The following is a 23,664-nucleotide window of genomic DNA, read 5'->3' on the forward strand; positions in this document are numbered from 1 at the left end:
AGGACCGTGGAGTCCCCGCACTGCGCCCTCCCCGCCCCTATTCAAGCTGCAGGTGATTGCATGTCCGGCGCCCTTTCGCACATCCGTGTCCTCGACCTCTCCCGCGTTCTCGCCGGCCCCTGGGCCGGGCAGATCCTCGCCGACCTCGGCGCGGAAGTGATCAAGATCGAGCGTCCCGGCAGCGGCGACGACACCCGCGCCTGGGGCCCGCCGTTCCTGAAGGATGCAGACGGCCGCGACACCAGCGAAGCGGCGTATTACCTGTCGGCGAACCGCAACAAGAAATCCCTGACCATCGACTTCACCCAGCCCGAGGGCCAGCGCCTGGTACGCGAACTCGCCGCCAAGGCCGACATCGTGCTGGAGAATTTCAAGGTCGGCGGGCTCAAGGCCTACGGCCTGGACTACGAGTCGCTGAAAGCGCTGAATCCGAAGCTGATCTATTGCTCGATCACCGGCTTCGGCCAGTTCGGTCCCTACGCCAAGCGCGCCGGCTACGACTTCATGATCCAGGGCCTGGGCGGCCTGATGAGCCTGACCGGGCGTTCCGACGCCGAGGAAGGCGCAGGCCCCGTGAAGGTCGGCGTAGCACTGACCGACATCCTCACCGGCCTGTATTCGTCTACCGCGATCCTTGCCGCACTCGCCCACCGTGACGTCAGCGGCATCGGCCAGCACATCGACATGGCGCTGCTGGACGTGCAGGTCGCCTGCCTCGCCAACCAGACCCTGAACTACCTGACCACCGGCAACCCGCCGCGTCGCCTGGGCAACGCGCACCCGAACATCGTGCCGTACCAGGACTTCCCGACTGCCGATGGCGACTTCATTCTCACCGTCGGCAACGACGGCCAGTTCCGCAAGTTCGCCGAACTGGCGGGCCACCCGGAATGGGCCACCGACGAACGCTTCGCCACCAACAAGGCGCGCGTGGCGCACCGCGACGTGCTGATACCGCTGATCCGCCAGTCCACCGTGATGCGCACCACCGCCGAGTGGATCGCCGTGCTGGAGCAGGCCAGCGTGCCCTGCGGCCCGATCAACGACCTGGCGCAGGTCTTCGCCGATCCGCAGGTGATCGCCCGCGGCCTGCGCGTGGACCTGCCGCATCCGCTGGGCGGCAGCGTGCCGCAGGTGGCCAGCCCGATCCGCCTGTCCGAGACGCCCGTGGAATACCGCAACGCCCCGCCTACCCTCGGCCAGCACACCCAGGAAATCCTCGAAGGCGTGCTCGGCCTGGACCAGGCCGCGATCGGCAAACTGCGCGACGACGGCGTCATCTAAGCCTCCTGACAACCGGCACCCGCGCCCTGCGGGTGCCCAACGATCCCCGCAACGACGCCCGCGCCAGGGTTTTCACGGCCCCTGGCGCGGGCGCGACGGGGATCCCGGTCGCAATCTAGTGCGCGAACGCGACCAAAAGCCTTTGGCTTGTCATGCGCCATGGCTATAATCCGCAGGCTTCACTAACGGCCGGCGTTGTCCGGTCGTTCCCGCCACCCGTCCGAGGGGCGCTGCAGCAGGTCGATTCGCTTCGGCTTGTCAGGCTCGGATGGGGCGCGTCACGGTCGGCATCGCCGATCGCCAAACGCATCAACGGCGCCCATTCGCAGACAACGAATGGAGAGTTACAGCATGAGCGCTGTCTTGACGCCTGCCGGTTTCACCGACTACAAGGTCGCCGACATTTCCCTGGCCGCCTGGGGCCGCCGCGAGCTGATCATCGCCGAGTCCGAAATGCCGGCACTGATGGGCCTGCGCCGCAAGTACGCCGCCAGCCAGCCGCTGAAAGGCGCGAAGATCCTCGGCTGCATCCACATGACCATCCAGACCGGCGTCCTCATCGAGACGCTGACCGCGCTGGGCGCGGAAGTCCGCTGGTCGTCCTGCAACATCTTCTCCACCCAGGACCAGGCCGCTGCCGCCATCGCCGCCGCCGGCATCCCGGTGTTCGCCTGGAAAGGCGAGACCGAGCAGGAGTACGAGTGGTGCATCGAGCAGACCATCCTGAAGGATGGCCAGCCGTGGGACGCCAACATGGTGCTGGACGACGGTGGTGACCTGACCGAGATTCTGCACAAGAAGTACCCGCAGATGCTCGAGCGCATCCACGGCGTCACTGAAGAAACCACCACCGGTGTGCACCGCCTGCTCGACATGCTCAAGGCCGGCACCCTGAAAGTCCCGGCGATCAACGTCAACGACGCTGTGACCAAGAGCAAGAACGACAACAAGTACGGCTGCCGCCACAGCCTGAACGACGCCATCAAGCGCGGCACCGACCACCTGCTGTCGGGCAAGCAGGCCCTGGTGATCGGCTACGGCGACGTGGGCAAGGGCTCCGCCCAGTCCCTGCGTCAGGAAGGCATGATCGTGAAGGTCTCGGAAATCGACCCGATCTGTGCCATGCAGGCCTGCATGGACGGCTTCGAGCTGGTATCCCCGTACAAGAACGGCCTGAACGATGGCACCGAAGCCAGCGTTGATGCCGCTCTGCTGGGCAAGATCGACCTGATCGTCACCACCACCGGCAACGTCAACGTCTGCGACGCCGGCATGCTGAAAGCCCTGAAGAAGCGCGCCGTGGTGTGCAACATCGGTCACTTCGACAACGAGATCGACACGGCCTTCATGCGCAAGACCTGGGCCTGGGAAGAGGTGAAGCCGCAGGTGCACAAGATCCACCGCACCGGCGCTGGCGATTTCGATCCGGCCAACGACGACTACCTGATCCTGCTGGCCGAAGGCCGCCTGGTGAACCTGGGCAACGCTACCGGCCACCCGAGCCGCATCATGGACGGCTCCTTCGCCAACCAGGTGCTGGCGCAGATCTTCCTGTTCGAGCAGAAGTACGCTGACCTCTCCGCCGAGAAGAAAGCCGAACGCCTGACCGTCGAAGTCCTGCCGAAGAAACTGGACGAAGAAGTGGCTCTGGAGATGGTGAAAGGCTTCGGTGGCGTCGTCACCCAGCTGACCCCGAAACAGGCCGAGTACATCGGCGTGACCGTGGAAGGCCCGTTCAAGCCGGACACCTACCGCTACTGATGTGCCAGGGGGCAGACGAGCAATCGTCTGCCCTCTTTGCTATCCGGACGACCACCGCATGGACCTGCAGGACAGCTACAACCAGGCCTGGCTCTTCGCCGCCGGCGCACATGCCGGGCAGACCCTGACCGCCTCGACGCTGCCCTACGCGGTCCACCTGGCGATGGTGGCCAATGAAGTGATGGCGGCCGACCGCGAAGCGCCCATCGAGCGCCTGGCGGAAGCCGTCCAGATTGCCCTGCTGCACGACGTGCTCGAAGACACCCCGGTGCCCTTCGAGGAGCTGCAGATGCGTTTCGGCGGATTCGTCGCCGACGGCGCCCAGCGCCTGAGCAAGGTGGTGAATGGCGAGAAGTTGCCGTTCGATATCTACCTCGAAAGGCTGGCGACCGGCGCGCCGCAGTATGCGATCGTCAAGCTGTGCGACCGGATAACCAACCTGCAGCCGCCACCCTCGACCTGGGCGCGGAGCAAGATCGCCGAATACCATGCTCAGTCGCAGCGCATCCTGGCCGCCCTCGGCCACGCGCACGAGCCCAGTGCCGAGCGACTGCGCACGAAGATAGACAACTACCGCCGTTACTTCTGAAGTCGACGGCACATGCCGGCAGCCACGCAATGACGCGGCGCCGAAGGAACGACCATGAGTCAGAAAGAACGCCGTTTCAGCTTCGAGTTCTTCCCCGCCAAGACCGAAGCCGGCCATGAAAAACTGCTGGCCAGCGCGCGCCAGCTGGCCGCGAAAAAGCCCGACTTCTTCTCCTGCACCTACGGTGCCGGCGGCTCCACGCGCGACCGTACCCTGACCACCGTGCTGCAGCTGGACGGTGACGTGCAGGTGCCGACTGCACCGCACCTGTCCTGCGTCGGCGACACCAAGCCCGAGCTGCGCGCCCTGCTGGCCCACTACAAGGATGCCGGCATCCGCCGCATCGTCGCCCTGCGCGGCGACCTGCCTTCGGGCATGGGCATGGCCAGCGGCGAGCTGCGCTACGCCAACGAACTGGTGGAATTCATCCGCGCCGAAACCGGCGATCACTTCCACATCGAAGTTGCCGCCTATCCGGAAGTTCACCCGCAAGCGCGTAATTTCGAGGATGATTTGGCGAATTTCGTGCGCAAGGTCAAAGCCGGCGCCGACTCTGCCATCACACAATACTTCTTCAACGCCGACAGCTACTTCCATTTTGTCGAGCGTGCGGAGAAACTCGGTGTCAGCATCCCGGTCGTACCGGGTATCATGCCGATCACCAACTACACCAAACTGGCACGCTTCTCCGACGCCTGTGGCGCGGAAATCCCCCGCTGGATTCGCAAGCAGCTGGAAGCCTACGGCGACGATATCGCCAGCATCCAGGCCTTTGGTGAGCAGGTCATCACCGACATGTGCGAACGCCTCCTTGAAGGTGGCGCACCCGGTCTGCATTTCTACACCCTGAACCAGGCTGAACCCAGCCTGGCGCTCTGGAACAACCTCAAGCTCCCCCGCTGAGGATCATTGCTCCGGGCTTACCGTCCGCGATCCCGGCCAGCGCAACGCCGGCGCATCGTGGACGGGGTGCTTCCAGCCATCGGCTGAGCGCTCGCCCCGAGCTTGAAATCACGCGCCCTCGAGCCGGCAGGTCGCCGGCCTACAGGAACCCCGCATGTCCTTTTCCTCCCTCGGTCTCTCCGAGGCCCTGGCAGGCGCCGTTGAAGCCGCCGGCTACGCGCGCCCCACTCCCGTTCAGGAACGCGCCATCCCCGCCGTACTGCAAGGTCGTGACCTCATGGTTGCCGCCCAGACCGGCACCGGCAAGACCGGCGGCTTCGCCCTCCCGGTACTCGAGCGCCTGTTCCCCGAAGGCCACCCCGACCGCGAACACCGCCATGGCCCGCGCCAGGCCCGCGTCCTGGTACTGACTCCGACCCGCGAGCTGGCCGCCCAGGTGCATGACAGCTTCAAGGTCTACGCCCGCGACCTGCCCCTGAAGAGCGCCTGCATCTTCGGCGGCGTCGGCATGAATCCGCAGGTCCAGGCGATGTCCAAGGGCGTCGATGTCCTGGTTGCCTGCCCCGGCCGCCTGCTCGACCTGATCGGACAGGGCAGTGTCGATCTCTCCCGTGTGGAAATCCTCGTCCTTGATGAAGCCGACCGCATGCTCGACATGGGCTTCATCCACGACGTGAAGAAGGTCCTCGCGAAGCTGCCGGCCAAGCGCCAGAACCTGCTGTTCTCGGCGACCTTCTCGAAAGACATCATCGACCTCACCAACAAGCTCCTGCACAACCCGGAGCGCATCGAGGTCACCCCGCCGAACACCACCGTCGAGCGTATCGAACAGCGCGTGTTCCGTATTCCGTCCGTGCAGAAGCGCGCCCTGCTCGCGCACCTGGTGACCATGGGTGCCTGGGAACAGGTGCTGGTGTTCACCCGCACCAAGCACGGCGCCAACCGCCTCGCCGAATACCTGACCAAGCACGGCCTGCCGGCCGCCGCGATCCACGGCAACAAGAGCCAGAACGCGCGCACCAAGGCCCTGGCCGACTTCAAGGCCAACGACGTGCGCATCCTGGTCGCCACCGACATCGCTGCCCGCGGCCTGGACATCGACCAGTTGCCCCACGTGGTCAACTACGAGTTGCCCAACGTCGAGGAAGACTACGTCCACCGCATCGGCCGCACCGGCCGTGCCGGTCGCACCGGTGAGGCCATCTCGCTGGTCGCCCCGGACGAGGACAAGCTGCTCAAGGCCATCGAGCGCCTGACCAAGCAGCGCATCCCCGATGGCGACATGCTGGGCTTCGACCCCGACACCGTGCTGCCGGAAGTCCAGCAGGCCGAGTCGAAGGAAGCCCCCCAGCGCCAGCCGCGCAAGGACAAGGCCAAGCGCGGTGAGCGCAAGGACCGCAACAACGATAAACCGCAGCAGGCCCGAAGCGAGGAGCAGCAGAACGCCGCCCCTGCCACTGAAGGCGAATCTGCGGACGGCGACAAGCCTGCCGGCAAGCGCCGCCGCCGCGGCGGTCGCGGCAAGAAGAAGGGCGATGGCCAGGGCGGCGACGCTCAGCCGAATGCCAACGCTCAGCCACGTGAGCCGCGCGAGCCCCGACAACCGCGCCAGTCCCGCCAGCAGGACCAGCAGGGTCAGGGCCGCCAGCAGCAGCCCAAGCCGACACGCGCGCCGAAAGCCGTCGATGGAAATCGCGATCCGGAAGAATTCCTTGACGACGACTTCGACAACTTCGGCAACCGCGCCGATTACGTCAGCCCCTACCCGGACAAGGACCAGCAACGCGGCCAGCGCCGCCGTGGCGGTCAGGGTCAGAACCAGCAGGGCCAGCAGCGCGCTCGCGGCCAGGGTGGCCAGGGCAGCGGCCAAGGTCAGAATCGCAGCCAAGGTCAAGGCCGCGCCGCCAAGAAGCCGAATGGCGGCGGCCGCACTCAGGGCCAAGGGCAGGGCGCCAACGGCCAGGGCAAGCAGGGCCAGCGCAAGCGCGGTGGCAAGGCTCCGGCTTCGCGCATGAACGACGCCCCGCTGCGCGAGCCGAGCGAGTACGGCGCCGCCAAGCCGACCCGCCAGCCGGTGGTGATCAACAAGCGCGACCTGGTCCGCACCGACCGCTTCCCGACGCCGGAGCAGCTGGAAGAGCTGGAACCGCGCCGCAAGACCGAGCGTCCCGCGCTGCTGACCCGCAACCGCGAGTGATGCTGTAGAGAAAACCGCCCTCCGGGGCGGTTTCTTTTTGCCTGGGCTGTGCAGGATTGCCGTCTAGTGCCGCGCTCCTACTGAATCAAGGGCACAAAAAAGCCGCCCGAAGGCGGCTTCTTCAGCGAGGCAGCAACCTCACAGCACTTGGCGCAGGAACGACTGCGCACGAGCATCCTTCGGCTGCGCGAAGAACGCCGCAGGGGCGGCGTCTTCCAGCAGCTTGCCATGATCGAAGAACAGCACGCGATCGGCCACTTCACGGGCAAAGCCCATTTCGTGGGTCACGCAAACCATGGTCATGCCTTCCAGAGCCAGGGTCTTCATCACGTCCAGCACCTCGCCGACCATCTCCGGGTCGAGCGCCGAGGTGGGCTCGTCGAACAGCATCACCTTCGGCTCCATGCACAACGCACGGGCAATCGCCACGCGCTGCTGCTGGCCGCCGGAGAGGCGCGACGGGTACTCGTTGGCCTTCTGACCAATACCGACCTTCTCCAGCAACGCACGGGCCTTGGCCTCGCGCTCGGCCTTGCCGCGTTTGCGCACGACTTTTTGCGCGAGGCACAGGTTCTCCAGCACGGTCATGTGCGGGAACAGGTTGAAGTGCTGGAACACCATACCGACTTCGCGGCGGTAGGCGTTGATGTCGGTCTTCGGGTTGGCGAGGTCGACGCCGTCGATGCTCACCGAGCCGGAGTCGAACTCCTCCAGGCCATTCAGGCAGCGCAGGAAGGTGGACTTGCCCGAGCCGGACGGCCCGATCACCACCACCACCTCGCCCTTGGCGACGCCGGTGGTGACGTCATCCACCGCGCGCACGACCTGCCCGCGCGTATCGAAGACCTTGGTCAGGTTACGGACTTCAATCACTTTGACCGAGCCTCCGCTCCAGGCGCCCCGCAATATGCGACAGCGGCAGGTTGATCACGAGATAAAGGGCAGCGACGCAGAACCAGATCTCGAAGGTGGAGAACGAGGTGGTGATCGCCTCGCGGCCACTCTTGGTCAGTTCGGTGATGGCGATCACCGAGACCAGGGAAGTGTCCTTGACCAGGCTGATGAACTGCCCGGCCAGCGGCGGCAATACGCGCTTGAAGGCCTGCGGCAGAATCACGTGGCGCATCGACTGCGCGGCGTTCAGGCCCAGGGAGCGCGCGGCTTCATCCTGGCCACGCGCGATGGACTGCACACCCGCACGAACGATTTCGGCCACGTAGGCGCCAGTGAACAGCGCCAGCGCCGCGACGCCTGCGAACTCGCGGGAGAGGTTCAGCACGGTGCCGATGAAGAAGTAGAAGATGAAGATCTGTACCAGCAGCGGCGTGCCACGTACCAGTTCGACATAGAGAGTCGACAGGTCATGCAGCGTAGGATTCTTCGACAGGCGACAGAGGCCGGTGAAGAGGCCGATGACCAGGCCCAGCGCGCCGGAAACGAAGGAGATCCACAGCGTGGTCCACAGGCCCCAGGCCAGCGGGCCGGCCGCCCAGTGGCGGGTCGCGCCGACCACATCGCCCTCGGCGACATCGTCGTTCTCGGAGAACTGGAGGCTGTCGGCGGCCACGGTCAGCACCTGTTGCTTGCCGTCTTCGTCTACCAGGGTGACGCGGGCATTACCGCCCTGATCCTCGATCTTCTCCACCCGCGAAATGACGTCCGCACGCAGGGGTTCTTCGGCCTGGTAGGCGAAGTACTGCGGGACGCGATTCCAGCGCCACTCGTAGGAGATCAGCGATGTGGAGTACCAGAGGGCCAGGCCGATCAACAGGAGGATCAGTCCGGTCAGCCCGTGCCAGGGCCAGGTTGCGCGTTTCGTTCTAGCCACGAATCTCTACCGTGAAAATGCGAACGCGCAGGCTCAGGGCCTGCGCGTCGGGTCAACCAGCGTCAGACGTGGATTATTCCATGTCCTTGAGCCAGTCGGTGTTCTTGAACCACTTGTCGTGCAGACGATCATAGGTGCCGTCTTCACGGATCTGCTCGAGGAAGTTGTTGATGAAGTTGATCGAGTCGTAGTCGCCCTTCTTCAGACCGAAGGCCAGCGGCTCGTAGGTGAACGGCTGGTCCAGATGTACCAGCTTGCCGGCGCCGAACTTGCTCACGCCAACGACGTTGTACGGCGAGTCGTAGATGAAGGCGTCGGCCTTGCCGTTGACCACGTCCATGACCGCTTCCGGCTCGTTGTCGAAGCCGTGGTACTGAGCCTTGGACAGCTGCTTCTTGGCAACGAACTCGCCCGTGGTACCGATCTTGGAGGTAATGCGGTATTTGGCATCGTTCAGGTCCTTGTAGGACTTGATCTCGCCTTGCAGCTCCTTGCGGATCAGCAGCGTCTGACCGACCACGATGAAGGGATCGGAGAAGTTGACGCGCAGGTTGCGCTCCTGGGTCAGGGTCATGCCCGAGCCGATCATGTCGAACTTGTCGGTCAGCAGCGCCGGGATGATACCGTCATAGGCAGTGGAGACCAGCTCCAGCTTGACGTTCATGGACTTGGCCATGGCCTTGAGCAGGTCCACTTCGAAGCCAACGATCTGACCGCGCTTGTTGGTCATCTCGAACGGCATGTAGGTCGGGTCCATGCCCACGCGCAGGGTGCCGCGCTTGGCCGCTTCATCGATGGCGCCGGCCTGAGCCGCGCTCACGCTGACCAGGGCGCAGACGCCCATCACCAGCGATGCCAGGTACTTTTTCATCCCCATACTCCCAAGCAAGTGAAAGAACGTGTTGTTTTTTCCAGCGATCGAACCAGGCGCACCAAGGCATGCCGTGCGCGCAAAGGGTGCGAAGCGTACCCCATGCGGCGGATATCTCAATCTTTTCTGGATAGCTGGCGCAGGGTACCAGCAGCGGTGCGCGGGGAAAACAGGCTAAACCGCCACGTCTCCCCATCCCGAGCGGGATGGGGAGACGCCGGATCAGGATTGCGCGGCGGGCAGCGCCATGGCGCCCTGCTCCGCGACCGGCGCCAGGGGTACGGCCGGCGCATGGGCATCGGCCTTCAGCGATTGCCGCCAGGGGCCGATCCACTGTTCCTTGTCGCCCTGCCAGAGCGCCAGGTGCAGGCGCGACAACGCCACCGGGTCGCTCAGCAGCGCCAGGCGGCGGTTGCCGTCGAGCTGCTCGGGACCGGCTTCCAGCGCCTTCTCGACCAGCGCGGTGCGGGTCGCTTCGATGGCGGCGGACTGGCCGTGGCGGGCAGTCCCCATGGCGCAGGCCAGAGCGTTCAGCACCGGGTCGACGGCGGAACGGACGAAACCGTCCTTCAGCGCCTGCCAGCGGTTCTGGTAGGTGTACTCGTCGGTGGCACGCAGCTCGCGGGGCGTGTCGTATTCCTCGGGGATGAGGAAGAGCTTCTCGTCGCGCGAGGCGAGGCCCAGCTTCACCCGGCTGCTGATCACCGAGACCGGGATCGACAGCATCAGGGCGCCGACGATAGGCGACAGCCACCACAGGAAGCGCGGGTTCAGCCATGCCACCAGCAGCGCCCAGCACAGGCCCAGCAGGGTCTGCAGACCGTGGCGACGAATCGCCTCGCTCCACGGGGTGTCGTCGTCGTCACGCTGCGGCGACTTCCACTGGGCCTCCCAGCCGAGGAACGCGGCCAGCACGAAGCGGGTGTGGAAGAGCATGCGTACCGGGGCGAGCAGCACCGAGAAGAACATCTCCAGGAGCATGCTCAGGGTCACCTTGATCACGCCGCCGTAGCTCTTGGCGCCCTTGGCCCAGATCAGCATGACGCTGAGCAGCTTGGGCAGGAACAGCAGGGTCAGGGTGGTGGAGAACAGGGCGATGGCCTTCTCCGGGTGCCACTGCGGCCAGATCGGGAACAGCTGGCGTGGTTCCAGGAAGTACTGCGGCTCCATCAACTGGTGCACCGCCAGCAGCGCGGTGGACAGCACCAGGAAGAAGAACCACAGCGGCGCCGACAGGTAGGACATCACGCCGGTGAGGAACACCGCGCGGTGTACCGGGTGCATGCCCTTGACCAGGAACAGGCGGAAGTTCATCAGGTTGCCGTGGCACCAGCGGCGGTCACGCTTGAGCTCGTCCAGCAGGTTGGGCGGCAATTCCTCGTAGCTGCCTTCCAGGTCGTAGGCGATCCACACGCCCCAGCCGGCGCGGCGCATCAGCGCGGCTTCGACGAAGTCGTGGGAGAGGATCGCACCAGCGAAGGACCCCTTGCCCGGCAGCGGCGCCAGGGCGCAGTGCTCGATGAAGGGTTTCACCCGGATGATCGCGTTGTGGCCCCAGTAGTGGGACTCACCGAGCTGCCAGAAGTGCAGGCCGGCGGTGAACAGCGGGCCGTACACGCGAGTAGCGAACTGCTGCATGCGTGCATAGAGCGTATCCATGCCCGACGCCTTGGGCGCGGTCTGGATGATGCCGGCCTCGGGATTGGCCTCCATCAGGCGCACCAGCTTGGTCAGGCAGTCGCCGCTCATCACGCTGTCGGCGTCCATGACGACCATGTACTTGTACTGGCCGCCCCAGCGACGGCAGAAGTCGTCGATATTGCCGCTCTTGCGCTTCACCCGGCGCCGGCGGCGACGGTAGAAGATGCGACCGAAGCCCAAGGCTTCCTTGCACAGCTCGATCCAGGCCTTTTCTTCGGCCATGGCGATATCGGGCTGATTGGTGTCGCTGAGCACGAAGAAGTCGAAGCGATCCAGCTCGCCGCTGGCCGCCACCGACTCGTAGGTCGCCCGCAGGCCGGCGAAGACGCGCGGAACGTCCTCGTTGCAGATCGGCATGACAATCGCAGTGCGCGCGTCGGCGGCGATCGGCTCACTGCCGGCACTGCTGCCGGAGATACGGTAGCGATCGCGACCGGTGAGCAGCTCCCAGAAGCCCATCAGGGCCGTCCAGAAACCTGCCGAGACCCAGCAGAAGAGGATGGCGAAGAGGGCCAGCACGCCGAACTGGATAACGTAGGGCAGCACCTGCTCCAGGGTCTGCAGGAAGGTCTGGCGGTTGATCTCTTCGAGGTCGACGAAGGCCCAGCCCTGGTAGGGCAGGATGCCTTTCATGTAGTAGGTGGCGACGCTGGTCTGGCCGAGCATGAGCAGGACCAGGATGAACCGACGCAACGAGCCGACCCGCTGCCAGCGCGCCCTGGGCAGGTCGCGCAAAGGCTTGGAGGGGTTGCTGCGTCCAGTCAGGCGACGCCAGCCGCGCATGATCGGGTTGGTGCGCCAGGGTTCGGGAATCACCTTGGTGCGCTGGATCGGCGGCGCGGCCTTGAGGTAGGTGCGGCCGTTGTCATCCATACCCAGCATCTGGGCGTCGTCGAGGTCCGGCCCGTAGCCATGGCGCAGACGCGCACCGACCGAGGCCAGCGCAGCATCGTTACCCTGGACATCGCCAGCGAGCTGCTCGTGCAGCTCGCTGATGGAACCGGCCTGGGCCAGCTGCTCACGCTCCTGCGCCGAAAGGGGCAGGTGCGCGAGGTAGTCGGCCACCGGCGCGGTGGTAGCGGAGGAGTTATTCATCGGCAGGCAGCTGGTAGCTCCAGGTTTCGGAAATGGTCTGGCCACCGTTCACCAGCGCAGCACGCATCTCCGTCGGCTTCTTCGGATCCTTGACCTTGATCCGCAGGGTCAGACGCCAGCCCTGGGTCACCGCGTTGTAGCGCAGGCTGTTTTCCTTCACCTCGGCGTTGTCGTCGGTGCTCACCTGGGTGGTCACCGGCGCATCGCCTGCCAGCGCCTTCAGGGTCGGGCCGACAAAATCGACGACCAGGGCCACGCTGCCGTCAGGCTGGCGGATCAGGTTCTTCTGCTTCACGTCGCCGACCGAGCGCAGGGTCTGCTTGACCCAGGCATTCTTGGCGTCGTGCAGAGCGTCCTCGTCCTTGGTCCAGCGCATGCGGTAGGCGAAGTCCAGCGGCTCGCCGGCTTCCGGACGCTTCTCGGGGTTCCAGAAGGCCACGATATTGTCGTTGGTCTCGTCCGGGGTCGGGATCTCCACCAGCTCGATGGTGCCCTTGCCCCAGTCACCCTGCGGCTCGACCCAGGCGGACGGACGCAGATCGTAGCGGTCGTCCAGGTCTTCGTAGCGGGAGAACTCGCGACCGCGCTGCAGCAGGCCGAAACCACGTGGGTTCTCGACGCTGTACGCGCTGACGGACAGGTGTTTCGGGTTGTTCAGCGGGCGCCAGATCCACTCGTCGTTGCCAGCATGAATCTGCAGGCCGGTGGAGTCATGCAGTTCCGGACGGAAGTTGTGTTCCGGCGAAGGCTGGTTGGAGCCGAACAGGAACATGCTGGTCAGCGGTGCCAGTCCCAGCTTGGTCACCTTGTCGCGCAGGTACACGCGGGCCTTCACATCGACCACGGTGTCATTGCCCGGACGAATGGTGAAGCGGTACGCGCCAGTCGCACGGGGCGAATCCAGCAGCGCGAAGATCACCAGGTGCTTGTCCTTGGGCTTGGGCTTTTCGATCCAGAACTCGCGGAAGCGCGGGAATTCCTCACCCGACGGAAGCGCGGTGTCCAGCGCCAGGCCGCGTGCGGACAGCCCCCACCATTGATCCTTGCCGATGATGCGGAAGTAACTCGCACCCAGGAAGGTGGCGATTTCGTCCTGCTTGTCGGGGGCATTGACCGGATACAGCAGGCGGAAGCCCGCGTAGCCCAGGTCCTTGGTGGCATTGGCGTCGAACTTCAGCGAACCAAAGTCGAAACGGGAAGGATCGTACTTGATTTCCTTGACGTCGGTCGCCGTGACCTCGTTGATCTTCACCGGGGTGTCGAAGTGCATGCCCTGGTGATAGAAGCTGATCTTGAAGGGGGTTTTCTCGTCGGCCCAGTAGGCCTTCTCGTTGCGGAAGCGGATCTGCTGGTAATCGGCGAATTTCATTTCGCTGAATTCCGATGGCAGGTTGCTCGTCGGTGCGCTGTACTTCTCAGCAGCCAGCGCCTTGGCCTGTTCGCCAACGTCGTCGAGGTTGAAGGCCCAGGCGTGGGTTGCGCTCAACGCCAGCAGGGCGGAGCCGACCAGTCCGCGAAGGATGTGGCGCGAAAGCGGTTGTTGAACGGAACGGAAAATCACGAGTCCCCCTCGTCCGTGAACACAAAACGATTAAAGCCAGCAAAGGCGATGCCAATCTGCTGGCGATTGAATTCCGACCCCGGTGAGCCTGAATGATTCCCCGCTTTTTTCCAGGGGTACTTCGAGCTCCCGGAGGCGCATTGTTCTAAGTGCATAAGCCCTAACCATCATCCCACGGCGATATGACAAGCTGCCGCGCGTTCAAGCCTCCAGTAGAAAGGTCACCGGACCATCATTGACCAGGTGGACCTGCATGTTGGCGCCAAAACGGCCAGTGGCGACCAGCGGATGACGCTCCCGCGCCTGTTCCACCAGCAGATCGAACAACGCGGCGCCCTTTTCAGGTGGCGCCGCGCTGGAAAAACTCGGCCGCAGCCCCTTTCGGGTATCCGCGGCCAGGGTGAACTGCGACACCAGCAGCAGGCCGCCACCAACGTCGCTCAATGAAAGGTTCATTTTACCTTCATCGTCGCCAAACACTCGATAGTTAAGCAGCTTGTGCAACAAACGGTTCACCGACGCCTCATCATCCTGGGGTTCGACCCCCACCAGGACCAGCAGGCCGTGATCGATGGCACCGACAATTTCGCCCTCGACCTCGACACGCGCGCCACGCACCCGCTGGATCAGCCCCTTCATTCAGCCTCCGGCGGCAGGTTCAGCAGGCGCCGGCCTATCTCATTGGTGGCGCGTACCAGCGCATCGGTGATACCCGGCTCGCCGGCCACATGGCCGGCGTCGCGGACGATCTGCAACTCGCTGTTCGGCCAGGCCTTGTGCAGCGCCCAGGCGTTGTCCAGCGGGCAGACGACATCGTAGCGGCCGTGGACGATCACGCCCGGCAGATGGGCGATCTTGTGCATGTCGCGCAGCAACTGATCAGGCTCGAGGAAGCCATCGTTGACGAAGTAGTGGTTCTCGATGCGGGCGATGGACAGCGAGCGGTGCGGGTCGGCGAAGCGATCCACCACCGCCGGATTCGGCCGCAGCGTGGCCGTGCGCCCTTCCCAGGTGGACCAGGCGCGTGCGGCGTGCATCTGGGCGATCTGGTCCGGACCGGTCAGGCGGCGATGGAAGGCGTGCAGCAGGTCGTCGTGCTCATCGGCAGGAATCGGCGCCAGGTAGTCTTCCCAGTAGTCGGGGAACAGGCGGCTCGCGCCTTCCTGGTAGAACCAGCGGATCTCCTGCGGACGGCAGAGGAAGATGCCGCGCACGATCAGCGCCAGCACCCGCTCGGGATGGGTCTGGGCGTAGGCCAGCGACAGGGTCGAGCCCCAGGAGCCGCCGAACAGCACCCATTTGTCGATGCCGAGGTGTTCGCGGATGCGTTCGATATCCTGGATCAGATGCCAGGTGGTGTTGTTCTCCAGGCTCGCGTAGGGCGTGGAGCGGCCACAGCCGCGCTGGTCGAAGGTAACGATGCGGTAGATATTCGGATCGAAGAAGCGCCGCGACATGGCATCGCAACCGGAGCCCGGGCCACCATGGATGAACAGAACCGGCAATCCGTCGGGCGTGCCACTCTCGTCCACATAGAGGACGTGCGGCTCCTCGACGGCCAGTTCATGGCGGGCGTAAGGCTTGATTTCCGGATACAAAGTTTGCATGGCTCGCTCCTGGATCAGTGCGTACGGTCGCTCCGGACCAGTAACCATCCTAGGGCCTGTCGCCTACTTATAGAAAGTCGCGTTGCCGCAGCGTGACTTCCATCGAAAGTCTTCGGCCCCCACGGTGTCGGGCATGATACTCGGGCCAGCGAAAAACCCATAAGGGAGTTAGTGAGCCATGCCACGGAAGTTGTTTCTTTCTCTATTTCTGATCCTGCTCGCGCTGAGCGGCTGCGGACGGGACGACCCGCGCGCGCAACTCGATGCCGCGGTCAAGCAGCTGCAAGACAACCTCGAAGCCAAGAATAGCGGGGCTGTGATCGACCAGCTCGCCGGCGATTTCCGCGCGAATGGCGAGTTCGACCGCGACTGGGCCAAGCGCACCATGACGCTGATGTTCCTGCGCCACCAGCAGGTCAAGGTGATCCTGCTCAGCAGCGAGAGCCGCATCGACCCGACCTATGCCAATCGCGGCCACACCGACGCGCAGGTCGCCCTCACCGGTGCCGAGAACCTCATCCCCGACAGTGCCGGGCACTACTCCGTGAAGCTGGAATGGTGGCGTGACGGCGCCGAGTGGAAACTGGCGAGGCTCGACTGGCAATGACCACTCCCCTGCAACACCGTATCCGCGCCGCCGGCCTGCTGGTACGCAACGACGAAATCCTGCTGGTGCGTCACGAGGTCGGTGGTGACGTGTACTGGATTCCGCCAGGTGGCGGCTTCGAGTCGGACAAGGACGACTCCACCCGCGACACGGTGCGCCGCGAATGCCGAGAGGAAACCGGGCTGGCGGTGGAGGTTGGCCCACTGGTCTACGTGCGCGAATTCGCCGAGCCGGTGGCCGGGCGCTTCCACATGGAACTGTTCTACCGCGTGGACGCCTGGGACGGCCGGGTCAGCCTGGACAACCTGCGCGGCCTGGGCGGCGACGAGTTCGATATCCGCGAGGTCGCCTGGGTACCGCGCGCGCAACTGCCGCGCCTGCCCTCCTTCTACCCCGCCGAATTGCTCGACGACGTCTGGGAACGCCTGGCCGAGGCGCAGCCGCTGATCCGCCACCTCGGCCTGCAGCGCTAGCGGCGTTACTGCACCGGCTCGCTGGTGGGCTTGGCGATGATCGCCTGCAACTCGGCGGTCATGGGGAATTCCAGGTTGAGGTTCTTCGGCGGGATCGGCTGCTCGAACCAGCGCCGGTAGATGCTCTTGATCTCGCCGGAGGCGTACAGGTCGGCGAGCGCCTGGTTGACCAGCGCGAGGAACTGCGGATCGTCCTTGCGCACCATGCAGGCATAGATTTCCCGCGATTGCGGCTCGCCCACCACCACCCACTGGTGCGGATCACGGGCCTTGGCCTTCTCGCCGTAGAGCAGGGCGTCGTCCATGTAGAAGGCCACCGCGCGGCCGGACTGCAGCATGAGGAAGGCTTCGCCGTGGTCCTTGGCGCTGACCACATTCATGCCCAGCTTGTGTTCGGCGTTGTAGGCCTTGAGGTAGCGCTCGTTGGTGGTCCCGGCGGTGGTCACCACATTCTTGCCCTTGAGGTCGGGGAAACCCTGGATGCCACTGTCTTTGGCGGTCAGCAGTTGACCCTTCACATAGATGAAGCCGTAGGAAAAGGCGACCTGCTTCAGGCGCTCGGCGGTGACACCGGTGGAGCCGCACTCCAGGTCGACCGTGCCGTTCTGCACCAGCGGGATACGTGTCTGCGAAGTCACCAGGTTGTACTTCACCTTGAGGTCCGGCTTGTCGAGCTTCTGCCTGATGCGCTCGACCACCTTGCCGGCCAGGTCCACCGAGTAACCCATGGGCTGGCCGCTGTTGTCGCCCAGGTAGGAGAATGGCACCGAGGCATCGCGATAACCCAGGGTAATGGTGCCGCGCTCGGCCACCTTCTTCAGCGTGCCATCCAGCGCTTCGTTCGCCTGCGCCAGCGCGCAGACCAGGCTGGACGCCGCCAGCATTGCCAGTGCGAGTCGTTTCATCGTTTCGATCCCTCTTGTTGTTGTGAGTCGGGTTGAGGTTCAGGGCCGCGCGGCGATCACCGTGATTTCCACCAACACAGACGGCCGCGCCAGCAGCGCCTGCACCGTGGTGCGGGTCGGCGCGCAGCCTTCCGGCAGCCAGGCGGACCAGACGCCGTTCATGGCGTCGAAGTCGCTGGCGATGTCCTTCAGGTAGATCGTGGCGCTCAAGATGCTCGCCTTGTCGCTGCCGGCCTCGGCCAGCAGCGCGTCGATCTTCGCCAGCACTTCGCGAGTCTGGCCCTGGATGTCGGTGACTTGGCCGGGCACCTGCCCGGAGAGGAACACCAGCGAGCCGAAGACCATAGCGCCGGAGAGGCGGTCGTTGGTGGCGATGCGGGTGAGTTGCATGGTGAGTCTCCAAATCCGAAGGAATCAGCCGGCCAACCGCTCGGGCGTGAGGCCACTGGTGTCGATATCCGGGCGGCGCCCGGCGATCTGCGCGGCGACCAGTTGTCCACTGCCGCAGGCCAGGGTGAAGCCCAACGCGCCGTGGCCAAGATTCAGCCACAGTCCACGCGGCCCGGAGGCACCCACCAATGGCACGCCGGTAGGCGTGGCCGGGCGCATGCCGGCCCATTCGATAGTCGCGCCGTAGTCGCAGGCATCCGGCAGGGTATCCATCGCCTGCTGGCGGATCAGCGCCAGCCGCTTGGGCTCCAGGCGCGGGTCGAAGCCGACGATGTCGACCATGGCGGCGATGCGCAGGCGGTCGCCGATGCGGGCGTAAACCACCTTGCGGTCGTAGTCGGTGAGGCTAACGTCCGGTGCTTGGTCGCCGGGGCGGATCGGCGTGGTCAGGCTGTAGCCCTTGAGCGGATAGAGTGGCAGGCGCGGCCCGCCCGGCAGCAACGCGGCGCTGCGATAGCCGGCGGCGAGGACGACGTGATCGGCTTCGAACGTCTGGCCACCCGCCTCTACACCGGCCACGGTGCCATTGCGCAGGACCAACCTCGATGCTGGATGTCCGTAGACGAGTCGGCAACGGCCGGACGCCTGGAGCCGCTCGGCCAGTCGCTGGCAGAACAGGAAGCAATCGGCGACCTCTTCGTCCGGCGTATGGATGCCACCGACAAAGGGCGCGCGCTCCAGCGCCGGGTCCAGCTCGCGGCACTGCTTCGCCGAGAGCACGAATTGCGCGGAAGGATCGGACAGGTTCTGCCGTGCGCCACGGAAACTGCTCTCATCGCGGAAGGCCACCAGCTTGCCGTTGCGCCGCCAGTCGAAGCCGTCCAGCCCATCCTCGCGCCACTGCGCCAGCGTGCCCTGGCTGAACAGGGCGAGACGCAGCAGGTGTTTCGCATTGGCCTGGTTCACCGAGCGCCGGCAGGCCGCCGTGAACTGCAGCAGCCAGCGCCACTGCGCCGGGTCCAGGCGCGGGCGCAGACGCAACGGCGAGTCCCCGCGCAGCAGCCAGCCCAACGCCTGCTGCGGCATACCCGCATCGGCCAGCGGCGCGACGTAGCGGTAGGACAACTGGCCGCCGTTGGCGAAGCTGGTTTCCAGCCCGGCCGCATCCCGCGCCTCCAGCACGGTGACGTCGAATCCTTCGAGGACTAGCGCCTGGGCGGTGGCCAGTCCGACCACGCCCGCGCCGATGATGCAAACCCGTTGTGCCATTGCTCTCTCGCTGCCCATCGATTTCAGGCCTCGACCTTAGGGCGGGATGACAGGCGGCGAACAATGAATAAACATAGGCAACCCATAAACCAGGGTTATACCTTGGCGAATCCGCTGACGGAGGCAAGCCATGCGCCTGCGCCATATCGAAGTGTTCCAGGCCATCCGCGAGACCGGCTCGGTCAGCGGCGCCGCGCATTTGCTGCACGTCTCCCAGCCGGCAGTGACCAAGGTGCTGCAGCACGCCGAGCAGCAGCTGGGCTTCCCGCTTTTCCTGCGCGTGCGCGGCAAGCTGCAGGCGACCCCCGAAGCGCTGGAGCTGGAGCGCGAAGTCGCCAAGGTCACGGAAAGCCTGCAGGGCGTGCGTCGACTGGCGCAGAGCCTGCGCGGCCAGCCGGAGAACCGCCTGCGCGTGGGCGCCACGCCGGCCATGGCGCTGTCGCTGCTGCCGCCGGTGATCCGTGAATGGACCGACCGCTACCCGCAGAGCAGCTGCGAGCTGGCCACCCAGCACTCCCGCGAGCTGGTGCAGAACCTGCTGATGCGCGAACTCGACCTGGCGCTCACCCTGCAGCAGACCGACCACCCCGGCCTGCGCTCGCAGCCCATTGCCAGCGGCCCGCTGGTGGCCTTGGCGCCAAGCGGGCACTGGCCGGAAGATCGTTTAGGTCAACCTCTGATGCTGGACGAACTGGCCGGCGAGCCGATGATCGGGCTGTCCACGTCCGATCCGCTGTCGGCGCGCCTGGAAAGCCATTTGGCGAACGTCGAACCGCCGCCACGCGTGCGCATTTCAGTACAGACCTACGCACTGGCGCGCACACTGGTGGAGGCCGGGACGGGATTGGCGCTGGTCGACCCCTTCACGGCACTCGGCGCGGACAAGCAACTCACCGAGTTGCGCCCGCTATCGCCGTCGGTCAGGGTGACGCTCTATGCCCTCACCCGCGCCGACGAAACGCCGCCGCATACCCAGGCGTTGTTGCTGGAGATGCTGGTGCGGCATGCCGAAGGGCAACTGGCGCAGCACCGCTTCGAATAATAAACCGCCGTTAATCAACATTTCGAAATAACGAACTTGCCACAAAATAGAAATTACTTAAAAACAACCCCAAAATGGAGACTTCCACTAGAAAAATAGTCTCCCAACACATCAGATGACATACTAAATTCCGGATGAATAAAATTCACCAAAAAAGCCGCAGCCAGCATTACAGCAGAAAAACCTCCTGCAGCAAAAAAATCATTCCAACACGACGACCAACCTTAAAAACCCTTACTAAAACCTCAAGAACACTTAACACAGAAAAGCTTAAAATAATGTAGAACAACATACAAACGAACATACCTGGAATATATACAGCCCTAGCCAATGAACTGCTTCCATCTCCATGCCAAAACACTGGAAATCCATATACCTTTCCATAAATCTCTCCAGAGAAATACCTATCCACCTCCAAACTAAATGCTGAGAATAAAATTAGAAAAACAAACAGAAGCCCAAAAAACCTTATCACTTCCCCTTTTCCTTCTTCTGTTCCCTTATAGCATGGTCCGGACACCAGTAAAACGCACACGCCAGAGAAAATAGCTAACTACCTTTTCTCACGACCAAGCTCTAAGAGAAAACCATTCAACTCACTAGACTTATAGAAATTAATACACCGCCCAAAAATTGCATTGTAAGGAGGAGGGTCAAGCTCAGAATCTATGGGTAAATTTTCAGTATAAAACTTACCTGTATTTCTCTCTATAAAATCAATCAACCTCATGCTCCTCTGAGGATCTAGCGTTTGCTGCACACGAGTGTAATCTCTAAGAGCTTTAGTCTTATAAACCCCGAGCCTCTCATAGTTACTATTCAAACACACCTTCAAAGCAAATTCACGCTGCGTAATTGTGTACCCCTCCCCCAAGAAATTCTCAGGATGTGGTACTTTCTGCGCATCCAATGAAACCGCTCCCTTATGGTCTGCCGTCACTTCAATAGCAAGAGCCGAGAAAGACCAAAACAGCATCACGTATCCAGCCAGAAATCCTGTTCTCATTTGAGTTCCCAAAAGGTGGTTTTTACAGTTTGCGCTGGTGGTCGACCAGATACCTCCCTATACAGCCAAAAATAATACTCTAGTGACCGAGGATTATTGTGATCACCAGGACCAACATAAACGAGACTACTACCATCCCATAGAGTAAAGTGCCCAGATGCATCTCGCCATCCCGTCACATCAAAAACTATAACCCCCTTTTTTCCGAAGATTTTATTTATCATCCCATCATAGGCATCTTGTACTCTCTCGTCGACAGAGTCTTGCGTGAGAGTTTTAATTGGCTTGGAAGTATGTTCAAAATCCCCGCCTTTGAAACGATCTCTCAGATACTGCTTTAAGTCCTTTACTCTTATCCAGTAATTAAAGCCATCTTCTCCCACCACTGTTCCGCCGGTCGAATATGCCTTCGGCAACCGAACACCACTCCTATTCAATGCATACGACATTCTCACAGCGCACGTATTTGCCCAATCGCTAGGATTTTCTTCCACTAACTTTACCAACCGCCTTGAAATTAGCGGATAAAAATCTGAACTAACAGTCTCCTCTCCTTTGTAGTTGCCACTCATATCCCTCCATGACGGCCTGTTCGGTTTAACGCCAGCAGTTACATCTCCGGCCCGCGCGACTATCGATACCATATCCAAGATATCCTTATCACTTAAGGTTTAAAGTTTTATCCTTAAATACATTTCGAAAAATCATCTCTCCCTTTGAATCAACCACCCCAACCAACTCAAGCCACTGATTATCACTCATCAAGGCATCACCATCGGAGTAACCAATATTCACACCAATACTTTCCCCTGGCTTATAGTTTTCAGTTTCCACATGAATATTCAGGTCCACGTAATGCCTCGAGGGCCCATCCAGACGATTGAAACTCTCGCCGTACGACCAGTAGATTTTGGTAATTCTTTTATCAGGGTCATCTTCGGCAGGCTGACCTGAACTAATTGATGCAGTACCGGCCGTGGTGGAACCCTGAGCCATGGGAGCGCTGTTGGTGTATTGAGTAGCAGAGCCATACACCACATGGTTCGGGCAACGGCAGAGCACCTTGTCGCCAGTAGCTACATAAGGCTGAGCCTCAAACCAATCATCCGCCGTGCCATAGATGGGAAAGGCGTTATTACATTTGCTACACCAGGCAAGATCGCCCCGCTGCGCGATGGGTTTATTACCCTCGAGCCAGGTGGAAGTGGCACTGATGATTTTCCCGAACGTCGTAATATCGCCCAGGCAAGCCAAAGCCCTCATTCGCTATCTCCCTGTTGTATTTCATGTCGACGGCGCCATACCGAAGGTCTGAAAACTAACAGCGGAGCCAGATGCTCTGGTCGCCAGGAGAATGAATCGGACTTTTCCAGCGTAACTTACGGAAAGGGAAAGCCAACGAAGCGGTAGAACCAACAACCAGACGCAGAATAGTTGGACTTGTCAGCCAGGAATGAGAAGACAGCCCCCTGCCGCACCGGGGAAGCGTCGCCGGGATGCGTGGTCCGGCGGCGCCGCGCCGAGAAGCCCCGGCGCGGCAGGAGGCTGCGTAAAACTCAGCGGCCGTAGCGCTCGCGGCCCCAGGCTATGAAGGTTTCCAGCATCTTGCGGAGCACCTGGGCGGTGGGCGCGGCGAGGTCTTCGCGGTAGTCGAAGGGCGCCTGCTCGTCCATGTAGTTGCACTGGGCGAGTTCCAGTTGCACGGCATGGACGTTGTCCTGCGGCTGGCCGTAGTGGCGGGTGATGTGTCCTCCCTTGAAGCGGCCGTTGAGGATGTGCCGATAGGCCGGGGCGTCGGCGCAGACGGCGACCAGTCGCTCGGCCACTTCCGCATCGCAGCTCGCGCCGCTGTGGGTGCCGATGTTGAAGTCCGGCAGCGTGCCGTCGAACAGGTGCGGGATCACCGAGCGGATCGAGTGGGCATCCCACAGCAGCGCGTAGCCGAACTCGGCCTTCAGGCGCGCCAGCTCGTCGGCCAGGGTGCGGTGGTACGGCGTCCAGACATCGGCGAGGTAACGCGCGCGCTCCTCGGGCGACGGCGTCTGGCCGTCCTTGAACAGCGGGCGGCCGTCGAACAGGGTGTCCGGATAGAGGCCGGTGGTGGCGGTGCTGTACAGCGGCTTGTCGTCGGCCGGGCGGTTGAGGTCGATGACGTAGCGCGAGTAGCCGGCGGCCAGGGTGCTAGCGCCCAGCTCCTCGGCGAAGGTGTAGAGCCGCGGGATGTGCCAGTCGGTATCGTCCAGCCCGCGGGCCTCGTCGACCAGGCCGTTTTCCACGACTGGGGTCAGGCGGGTGCCGGGGTGCGGCATGCTGATCAGCAGGGGCACGCGGCCGCGTTTGAATTCGAGAACGTTATCCATGGGTAGTTATCTCCACACCAAGCGAGATGAGTTCATTGTCGAACTGAATGTCGGAGCCAATGCTTTCCCCTCTCCCCAACCCTGGCTGCGCGCCCCGCTCCGAAGGGAGAGGGGGCTATCCGTGCCGACTGAAGCTGAGGTTTCAACCTGCGCCGAACGGTCCCCTCTCCCGCTTGCGGGAGAGGGTTAGGGAGAGGGGCCTTTGCTCTTGGTTT

21 protein-coding genes, 1 pseudogene and 1 riboswitch are annotated in these 23,664 nt (G+C 63.1%); of the genes and pseudogenes, 8 read left to right on the plus strand and 14 right to left on the minus strand.

Going from position 1 to position 23,664, the window contains the following annotated elements:
• Window positions 1-60 precede the first annotated feature (60 nt).
• The 5 genes from AC1ZV1_RS27640 to rhlE2 all read left to right on the plus strand — a co-directional run bounded on the left by AC1ZV1_RS27640 (window position 61) and on the right by rhlE2 (window position 6,734).
• The gene (locus AC1ZV1_RS27640) at window positions 61-1,284 is read left to right on the plus strand and encodes a CaiB/BaiF CoA transferase family protein (protein ID WP_484294544.1); all 1,224 of its coding nucleotides are present in this window, start codon (window positions 61-63) and stop codon (window positions 1,282-1,284) included.
• A 216-nt stretch (window positions 1,285-1,500) separates the two neighbouring features.
• Window positions 1,501-1,612: riboswitch (S-adenosyl-L-homocysteine riboswitch) on the plus strand.
• 23 nt (window positions 1,613-1,635) lie between these two features.
• Window positions 1,636-3,045, plus strand: coding sequence for an adenosylhomocysteinase (gene ahcY / locus AC1ZV1_RS27645; RefSeq protein ID WP_484294545.1), 1,410 nt, complete (start codon window positions 1,636-1,638; stop codon window positions 3,043-3,045).
• Window positions 3,046-3,103: 58 nt separating this feature from the next.
• Window positions 3,104-3,634 carry an HD domain-containing protein gene (locus AC1ZV1_RS27650; RefSeq protein ID WP_484294546.1) on the plus strand — a complete coding sequence of 177 codons (531 nt, stop codon included), beginning with the start codon at window positions 3,104-3,106 and terminating at the stop codon, window positions 3,632-3,634.
• A 54-nt stretch (window positions 3,635-3,688) separates the two neighbouring features.
• Entirely contained in the window at window positions 3,689-4,537 is an 849-nt protein-coding gene (gene metF / locus AC1ZV1_RS27655) for a methylenetetrahydrofolate reductase [NAD(P)H] (RefSeq protein ID WP_484294547.1), read from the plus strand.
• Window positions 4,538-4,691: 154 nt separating this feature from the next.
• Window positions 4,692-6,734, plus strand: a complete 2,043-nt coding sequence (rhlE2, locus tag AC1ZV1_RS27660; RefSeq protein ID WP_484294548.1) for an RNA helicase RhlE2 — start codon at window positions 4,692-4,694, stop codon at window positions 6,732-6,734.
• Between the two features lie 138 nt (window positions 6,735-6,872).
• Here the strand turns inward: rhlE2 and AC1ZV1_RS27665 are convergent, their stop codons facing one another.
• The 7 genes from AC1ZV1_RS27665 to pip form a co-directional block, all read right to left on the minus strand.
• The gene (locus AC1ZV1_RS27665) at window positions 6,873-7,607 is read right to left on the minus strand and encodes an amino acid ABC transporter ATP-binding protein (RefSeq protein WP_484294549.1); all 735 of its coding nucleotides are present in this window, start codon (window positions 7,605-7,607) and stop codon (window positions 6,873-6,875) included.
• Window positions 7,600-8,562, minus strand: a complete 963-nt coding sequence (locus AC1ZV1_RS27670) for an amino acid ABC transporter permease (protein ID WP_484294550.1) — start codon at window positions 8,560-8,562, stop codon at window positions 7,600-7,602. The genes AC1ZV1_RS27665 and AC1ZV1_RS27670 overlap by 8 nt, the downstream gene beginning before the upstream one ends.
• Before the next feature lie 73 nt (window positions 8,563-8,635).
• Window positions 8,636-9,433, minus strand: coding sequence for a transporter substrate-binding domain-containing protein (locus AC1ZV1_RS27675; protein ID WP_484294551.1), 798 nt, complete (start codon window positions 9,431-9,433; stop codon window positions 8,636-8,638).
• Between the two features lie 222 nt (window positions 9,434-9,655).
• Window positions 9,656-12,229: a glucans biosynthesis glucosyltransferase MdoH gene (mdoH, locus tag AC1ZV1_RS27680; protein ID WP_484294552.1), complete on the minus strand. Its 2,574-nt coding sequence runs from the start codon at window positions 12,227-12,229 to the stop codon at window positions 9,656-9,658.
• Window positions 12,222-13,790: a glucan biosynthesis protein G gene (locus AC1ZV1_RS27685; RefSeq protein WP_484294553.1), complete on the minus strand. Its 1,569-nt coding sequence runs from the start codon at window positions 13,788-13,790 to the stop codon at window positions 12,222-12,224. The genes mdoH and AC1ZV1_RS27685 overlap by 8 nt, the downstream gene beginning before the upstream one ends.
• A gap of 201 nt (window positions 13,791-13,991) precedes the next feature.
• The gene (gene dtd / locus AC1ZV1_RS27690) at window positions 13,992-14,429 is read right to left on the minus strand and encodes a D-aminoacyl-tRNA deacylase (protein WP_484294554.1); all 438 of its coding nucleotides are present in this window, start codon (window positions 14,427-14,429) and stop codon (window positions 13,992-13,994) included.
• On the minus strand, window positions 14,426-15,397 hold the full coding sequence (gene pip, locus AC1ZV1_RS27695) for a prolyl aminopeptidase (protein WP_484294555.1): 972 nt from the start codon (window positions 15,395-15,397) through the stop codon (window positions 14,426-14,428). The genes dtd and pip overlap by 4 nt, the downstream gene beginning before the upstream one ends.
• Window positions 15,398-15,575: 178 nt before the next feature.
• Here pip and AC1ZV1_RS27700 point away from each other — a divergent pair, with 178 nt between their 5' ends.
• A complete protein-coding gene (locus AC1ZV1_RS27700) occupies window positions 15,576-16,004 on the plus strand; it encodes a hypothetical protein (RefSeq protein WP_484294556.1) in 429 nt (142 codons plus the stop codon).
• Window positions 16,001-16,477, plus strand: coding sequence for an NUDIX domain-containing protein (locus AC1ZV1_RS27705; protein ID WP_484294557.1), 477 nt, complete (start codon window positions 16,001-16,003; stop codon window positions 16,475-16,477). The genes AC1ZV1_RS27700 and AC1ZV1_RS27705 overlap by 4 nt, the downstream gene beginning before the upstream one ends.
• Window positions 16,478-16,482: 5 nt before the next feature.
• On the opposite strand, the gene AC1ZV1_RS27710 is transcribed toward AC1ZV1_RS27705, so the two are convergent.
• The 3 genes from AC1ZV1_RS27710 to AC1ZV1_RS27720 are packed head-to-tail and all read right to left on the minus strand — an operon-like array spanning window position 16,483 to window position 19,041.
• Window positions 16,483-17,382 carry a transporter substrate-binding domain-containing protein gene (locus AC1ZV1_RS27710; RefSeq protein ID WP_484294558.1) on the minus strand — a complete coding sequence of 300 codons (900 nt, stop codon included), beginning with the start codon at window positions 17,380-17,382 and terminating at the stop codon, window positions 16,483-16,485.
• 39 nt (window positions 17,383-17,421) lie between these two features.
• The gene (locus AC1ZV1_RS27715; RefSeq protein ID WP_484294559.1) at window positions 17,422-17,772 is read right to left on the minus strand and encodes a RidA family protein; all 351 of its coding nucleotides are present in this window, start codon (window positions 17,770-17,772) and stop codon (window positions 17,422-17,424) included.
• A gap of 24 nt (window positions 17,773-17,796) precedes the next feature.
• Window positions 17,797-19,041 (minus strand): D-amino acid dehydrogenase, encoded by a 1,245-nt coding sequence (locus AC1ZV1_RS27720; protein WP_484294560.1) that lies wholly within the window; start codon window positions 19,039-19,041, stop codon window positions 17,797-17,799.
• A gap of 63 nt (window positions 19,042-19,104) precedes the next feature.
• Here AC1ZV1_RS27720 and AC1ZV1_RS27725 point away from each other — a divergent pair.
• Window positions 19,105-20,083: pseudogene (locus AC1ZV1_RS27725) on the plus strand (LysR family transcriptional regulator).
• A gap of 553 nt (window positions 20,084-20,636) precedes the next feature.
• Here AC1ZV1_RS27725 and AC1ZV1_RS27730 read toward each other — a convergent pair.
• From AC1ZV1_RS27730 to hutG, 4 genes are all read right to left on the minus strand, one after another.
• Window positions 20,637-21,089 (minus strand): hypothetical protein, encoded by a 453-nt coding sequence (locus AC1ZV1_RS27730; RefSeq protein ID WP_484294561.1) that lies wholly within the window; start codon window positions 21,087-21,089, stop codon window positions 20,637-20,639.
• Complete coding sequence (locus tag AC1ZV1_RS27735; protein ID WP_484294562.1) at window positions 21,086-21,661, minus strand: type VI secretion system amidase effector protein Tae4; 576 nt, start codon at window positions 21,659-21,661, stop codon at window positions 21,086-21,088. The genes AC1ZV1_RS27730 and AC1ZV1_RS27735 overlap by 4 nt, the downstream gene beginning before the upstream one ends.
• An 88-nt stretch (window positions 21,662-21,749) precedes the next feature.
• Complete coding sequence (locus tag AC1ZV1_RS27740) at window positions 21,750-22,352, minus strand: PAAR domain-containing protein (protein WP_484294563.1); 603 nt, start codon at window positions 22,350-22,352, stop codon at window positions 21,750-21,752.
• Between the two features lie 293 nt (window positions 22,353-22,645).
• A complete protein-coding gene (gene hutG / locus AC1ZV1_RS27745; RefSeq protein ID WP_484294564.1) occupies window positions 22,646-23,449 on the minus strand; it encodes an N-formylglutamate deformylase in 804 nt (267 codons plus the stop codon).
• Window positions 23,450-23,664: the final 215 nt, after the last annotated feature.

It is taken from the genome of Pseudomonas sp. BB438 (genome assembly GCF_057180225.1).

Excerpts from the sequence above, each read along its gene's own strand:
- AC1ZV1_RS27700 (WP_484294556.1), top strand. The coding sequence starts at position 15,576 with ATGCCACGGAAGTTGTTTCTTTCTCTATTTCTGATCCTGCTCGCGCTG.
- mdoH (WP_484294552.1), bottom strand. The coding sequence starts at position 12,229 with ATGAATAACTCCTCCGCTACCACCGCGCCGGTGGCCGACTACCTCGCG.
- AC1ZV1_RS27715 (WP_484294559.1), bottom strand. The coding sequence starts at position 17,772 with ATGCAACTCACCCGCATCGCCACCAACGACCGCCTCTCCGGCGCTATG.
- metF (WP_484294547.1), top strand. The coding sequence starts at position 3,689 with ATGAGTCAGAAAGAACGCCGTTTCAGCTTCGAGTTCTTCCCCGCCAAG.
- AC1ZV1_RS27675 (WP_484294551.1), bottom strand. The coding sequence starts at position 9,433 with ATGAAAAAGTACCTGGCATCGCTGGTGATGGGCGTCTGCGCCCTGGTC.
- pip (WP_484294555.1), bottom strand. The coding sequence starts at position 15,397 with ATGCAAACTTTGTATCCGGAAATCAAGCCTTACGCCCGCCATGAACTG.
- AC1ZV1_RS27730 (WP_484294561.1), bottom strand. The coding sequence starts at position 21,089 with ATGAGAACAGGATTTCTGGCTGGATACGTGATGCTGTTTTGGTCTTTC.
- AC1ZV1_RS27640 (WP_484294544.1), top strand. The coding sequence starts at position 61 with ATGTCCGGCGCCCTTTCGCACATCCGTGTCCTCGACCTCTCCCGCGTT.
- dtd (WP_484294554.1), bottom strand. The coding sequence starts at position 14,429 with ATGAAGGGGCTGATCCAGCGGGTGCGTGGCGCGCGTGTCGAGGTCGAG.
- ahcY (WP_484294545.1), top strand. The coding sequence starts at position 1,636 with ATGAGCGCTGTCTTGACGCCTGCCGGTTTCACCGACTACAAGGTCGCC.
- AC1ZV1_RS27705 (WP_484294557.1), top strand. The coding sequence starts at position 16,001 with ATGACCACTCCCCTGCAACACCGTATCCGCGCCGCCGGCCTGCTGGTA.
- hutG (WP_484294564.1), bottom strand. The coding sequence starts at position 23,449 with ATGGATAACGTTCTCGAATTCAAACGCGGCCGCGTGCCCCTGCTGATC.
- rhlE2 (WP_484294548.1), top strand. The coding sequence starts at position 4,692 with ATGTCCTTTTCCTCCCTCGGTCTCTCCGAGGCCCTGGCAGGCGCCGTT.
- AC1ZV1_RS27650 (WP_484294546.1), top strand. The coding sequence starts at position 3,104 with ATGGACCTGCAGGACAGCTACAACCAGGCCTGGCTCTTCGCCGCCGGC.
- AC1ZV1_RS27720 (WP_484294560.1), bottom strand. The coding sequence starts at position 19,041 with ATGGCACAACGGGTTTGCATCATCGGCGCGGGCGTGGTCGGACTGGCC.
- AC1ZV1_RS27735 (WP_484294562.1), bottom strand. The coding sequence starts at position 21,661 with ATGAGTGGCAACTACAAAGGAGAGGAGACTGTTAGTTCAGATTTTTAT.
- AC1ZV1_RS27740 (WP_484294563.1), bottom strand. The coding sequence starts at position 22,352 with ATGAGGGCTTTGGCTTGCCTGGGCGATATTACGACGTTCGGGAAAATC.
- AC1ZV1_RS27710 (WP_484294558.1), bottom strand. The coding sequence starts at position 17,382 with ATGAAACGACTCGCACTGGCAATGCTGGCGGCGTCCAGCCTGGTCTGC.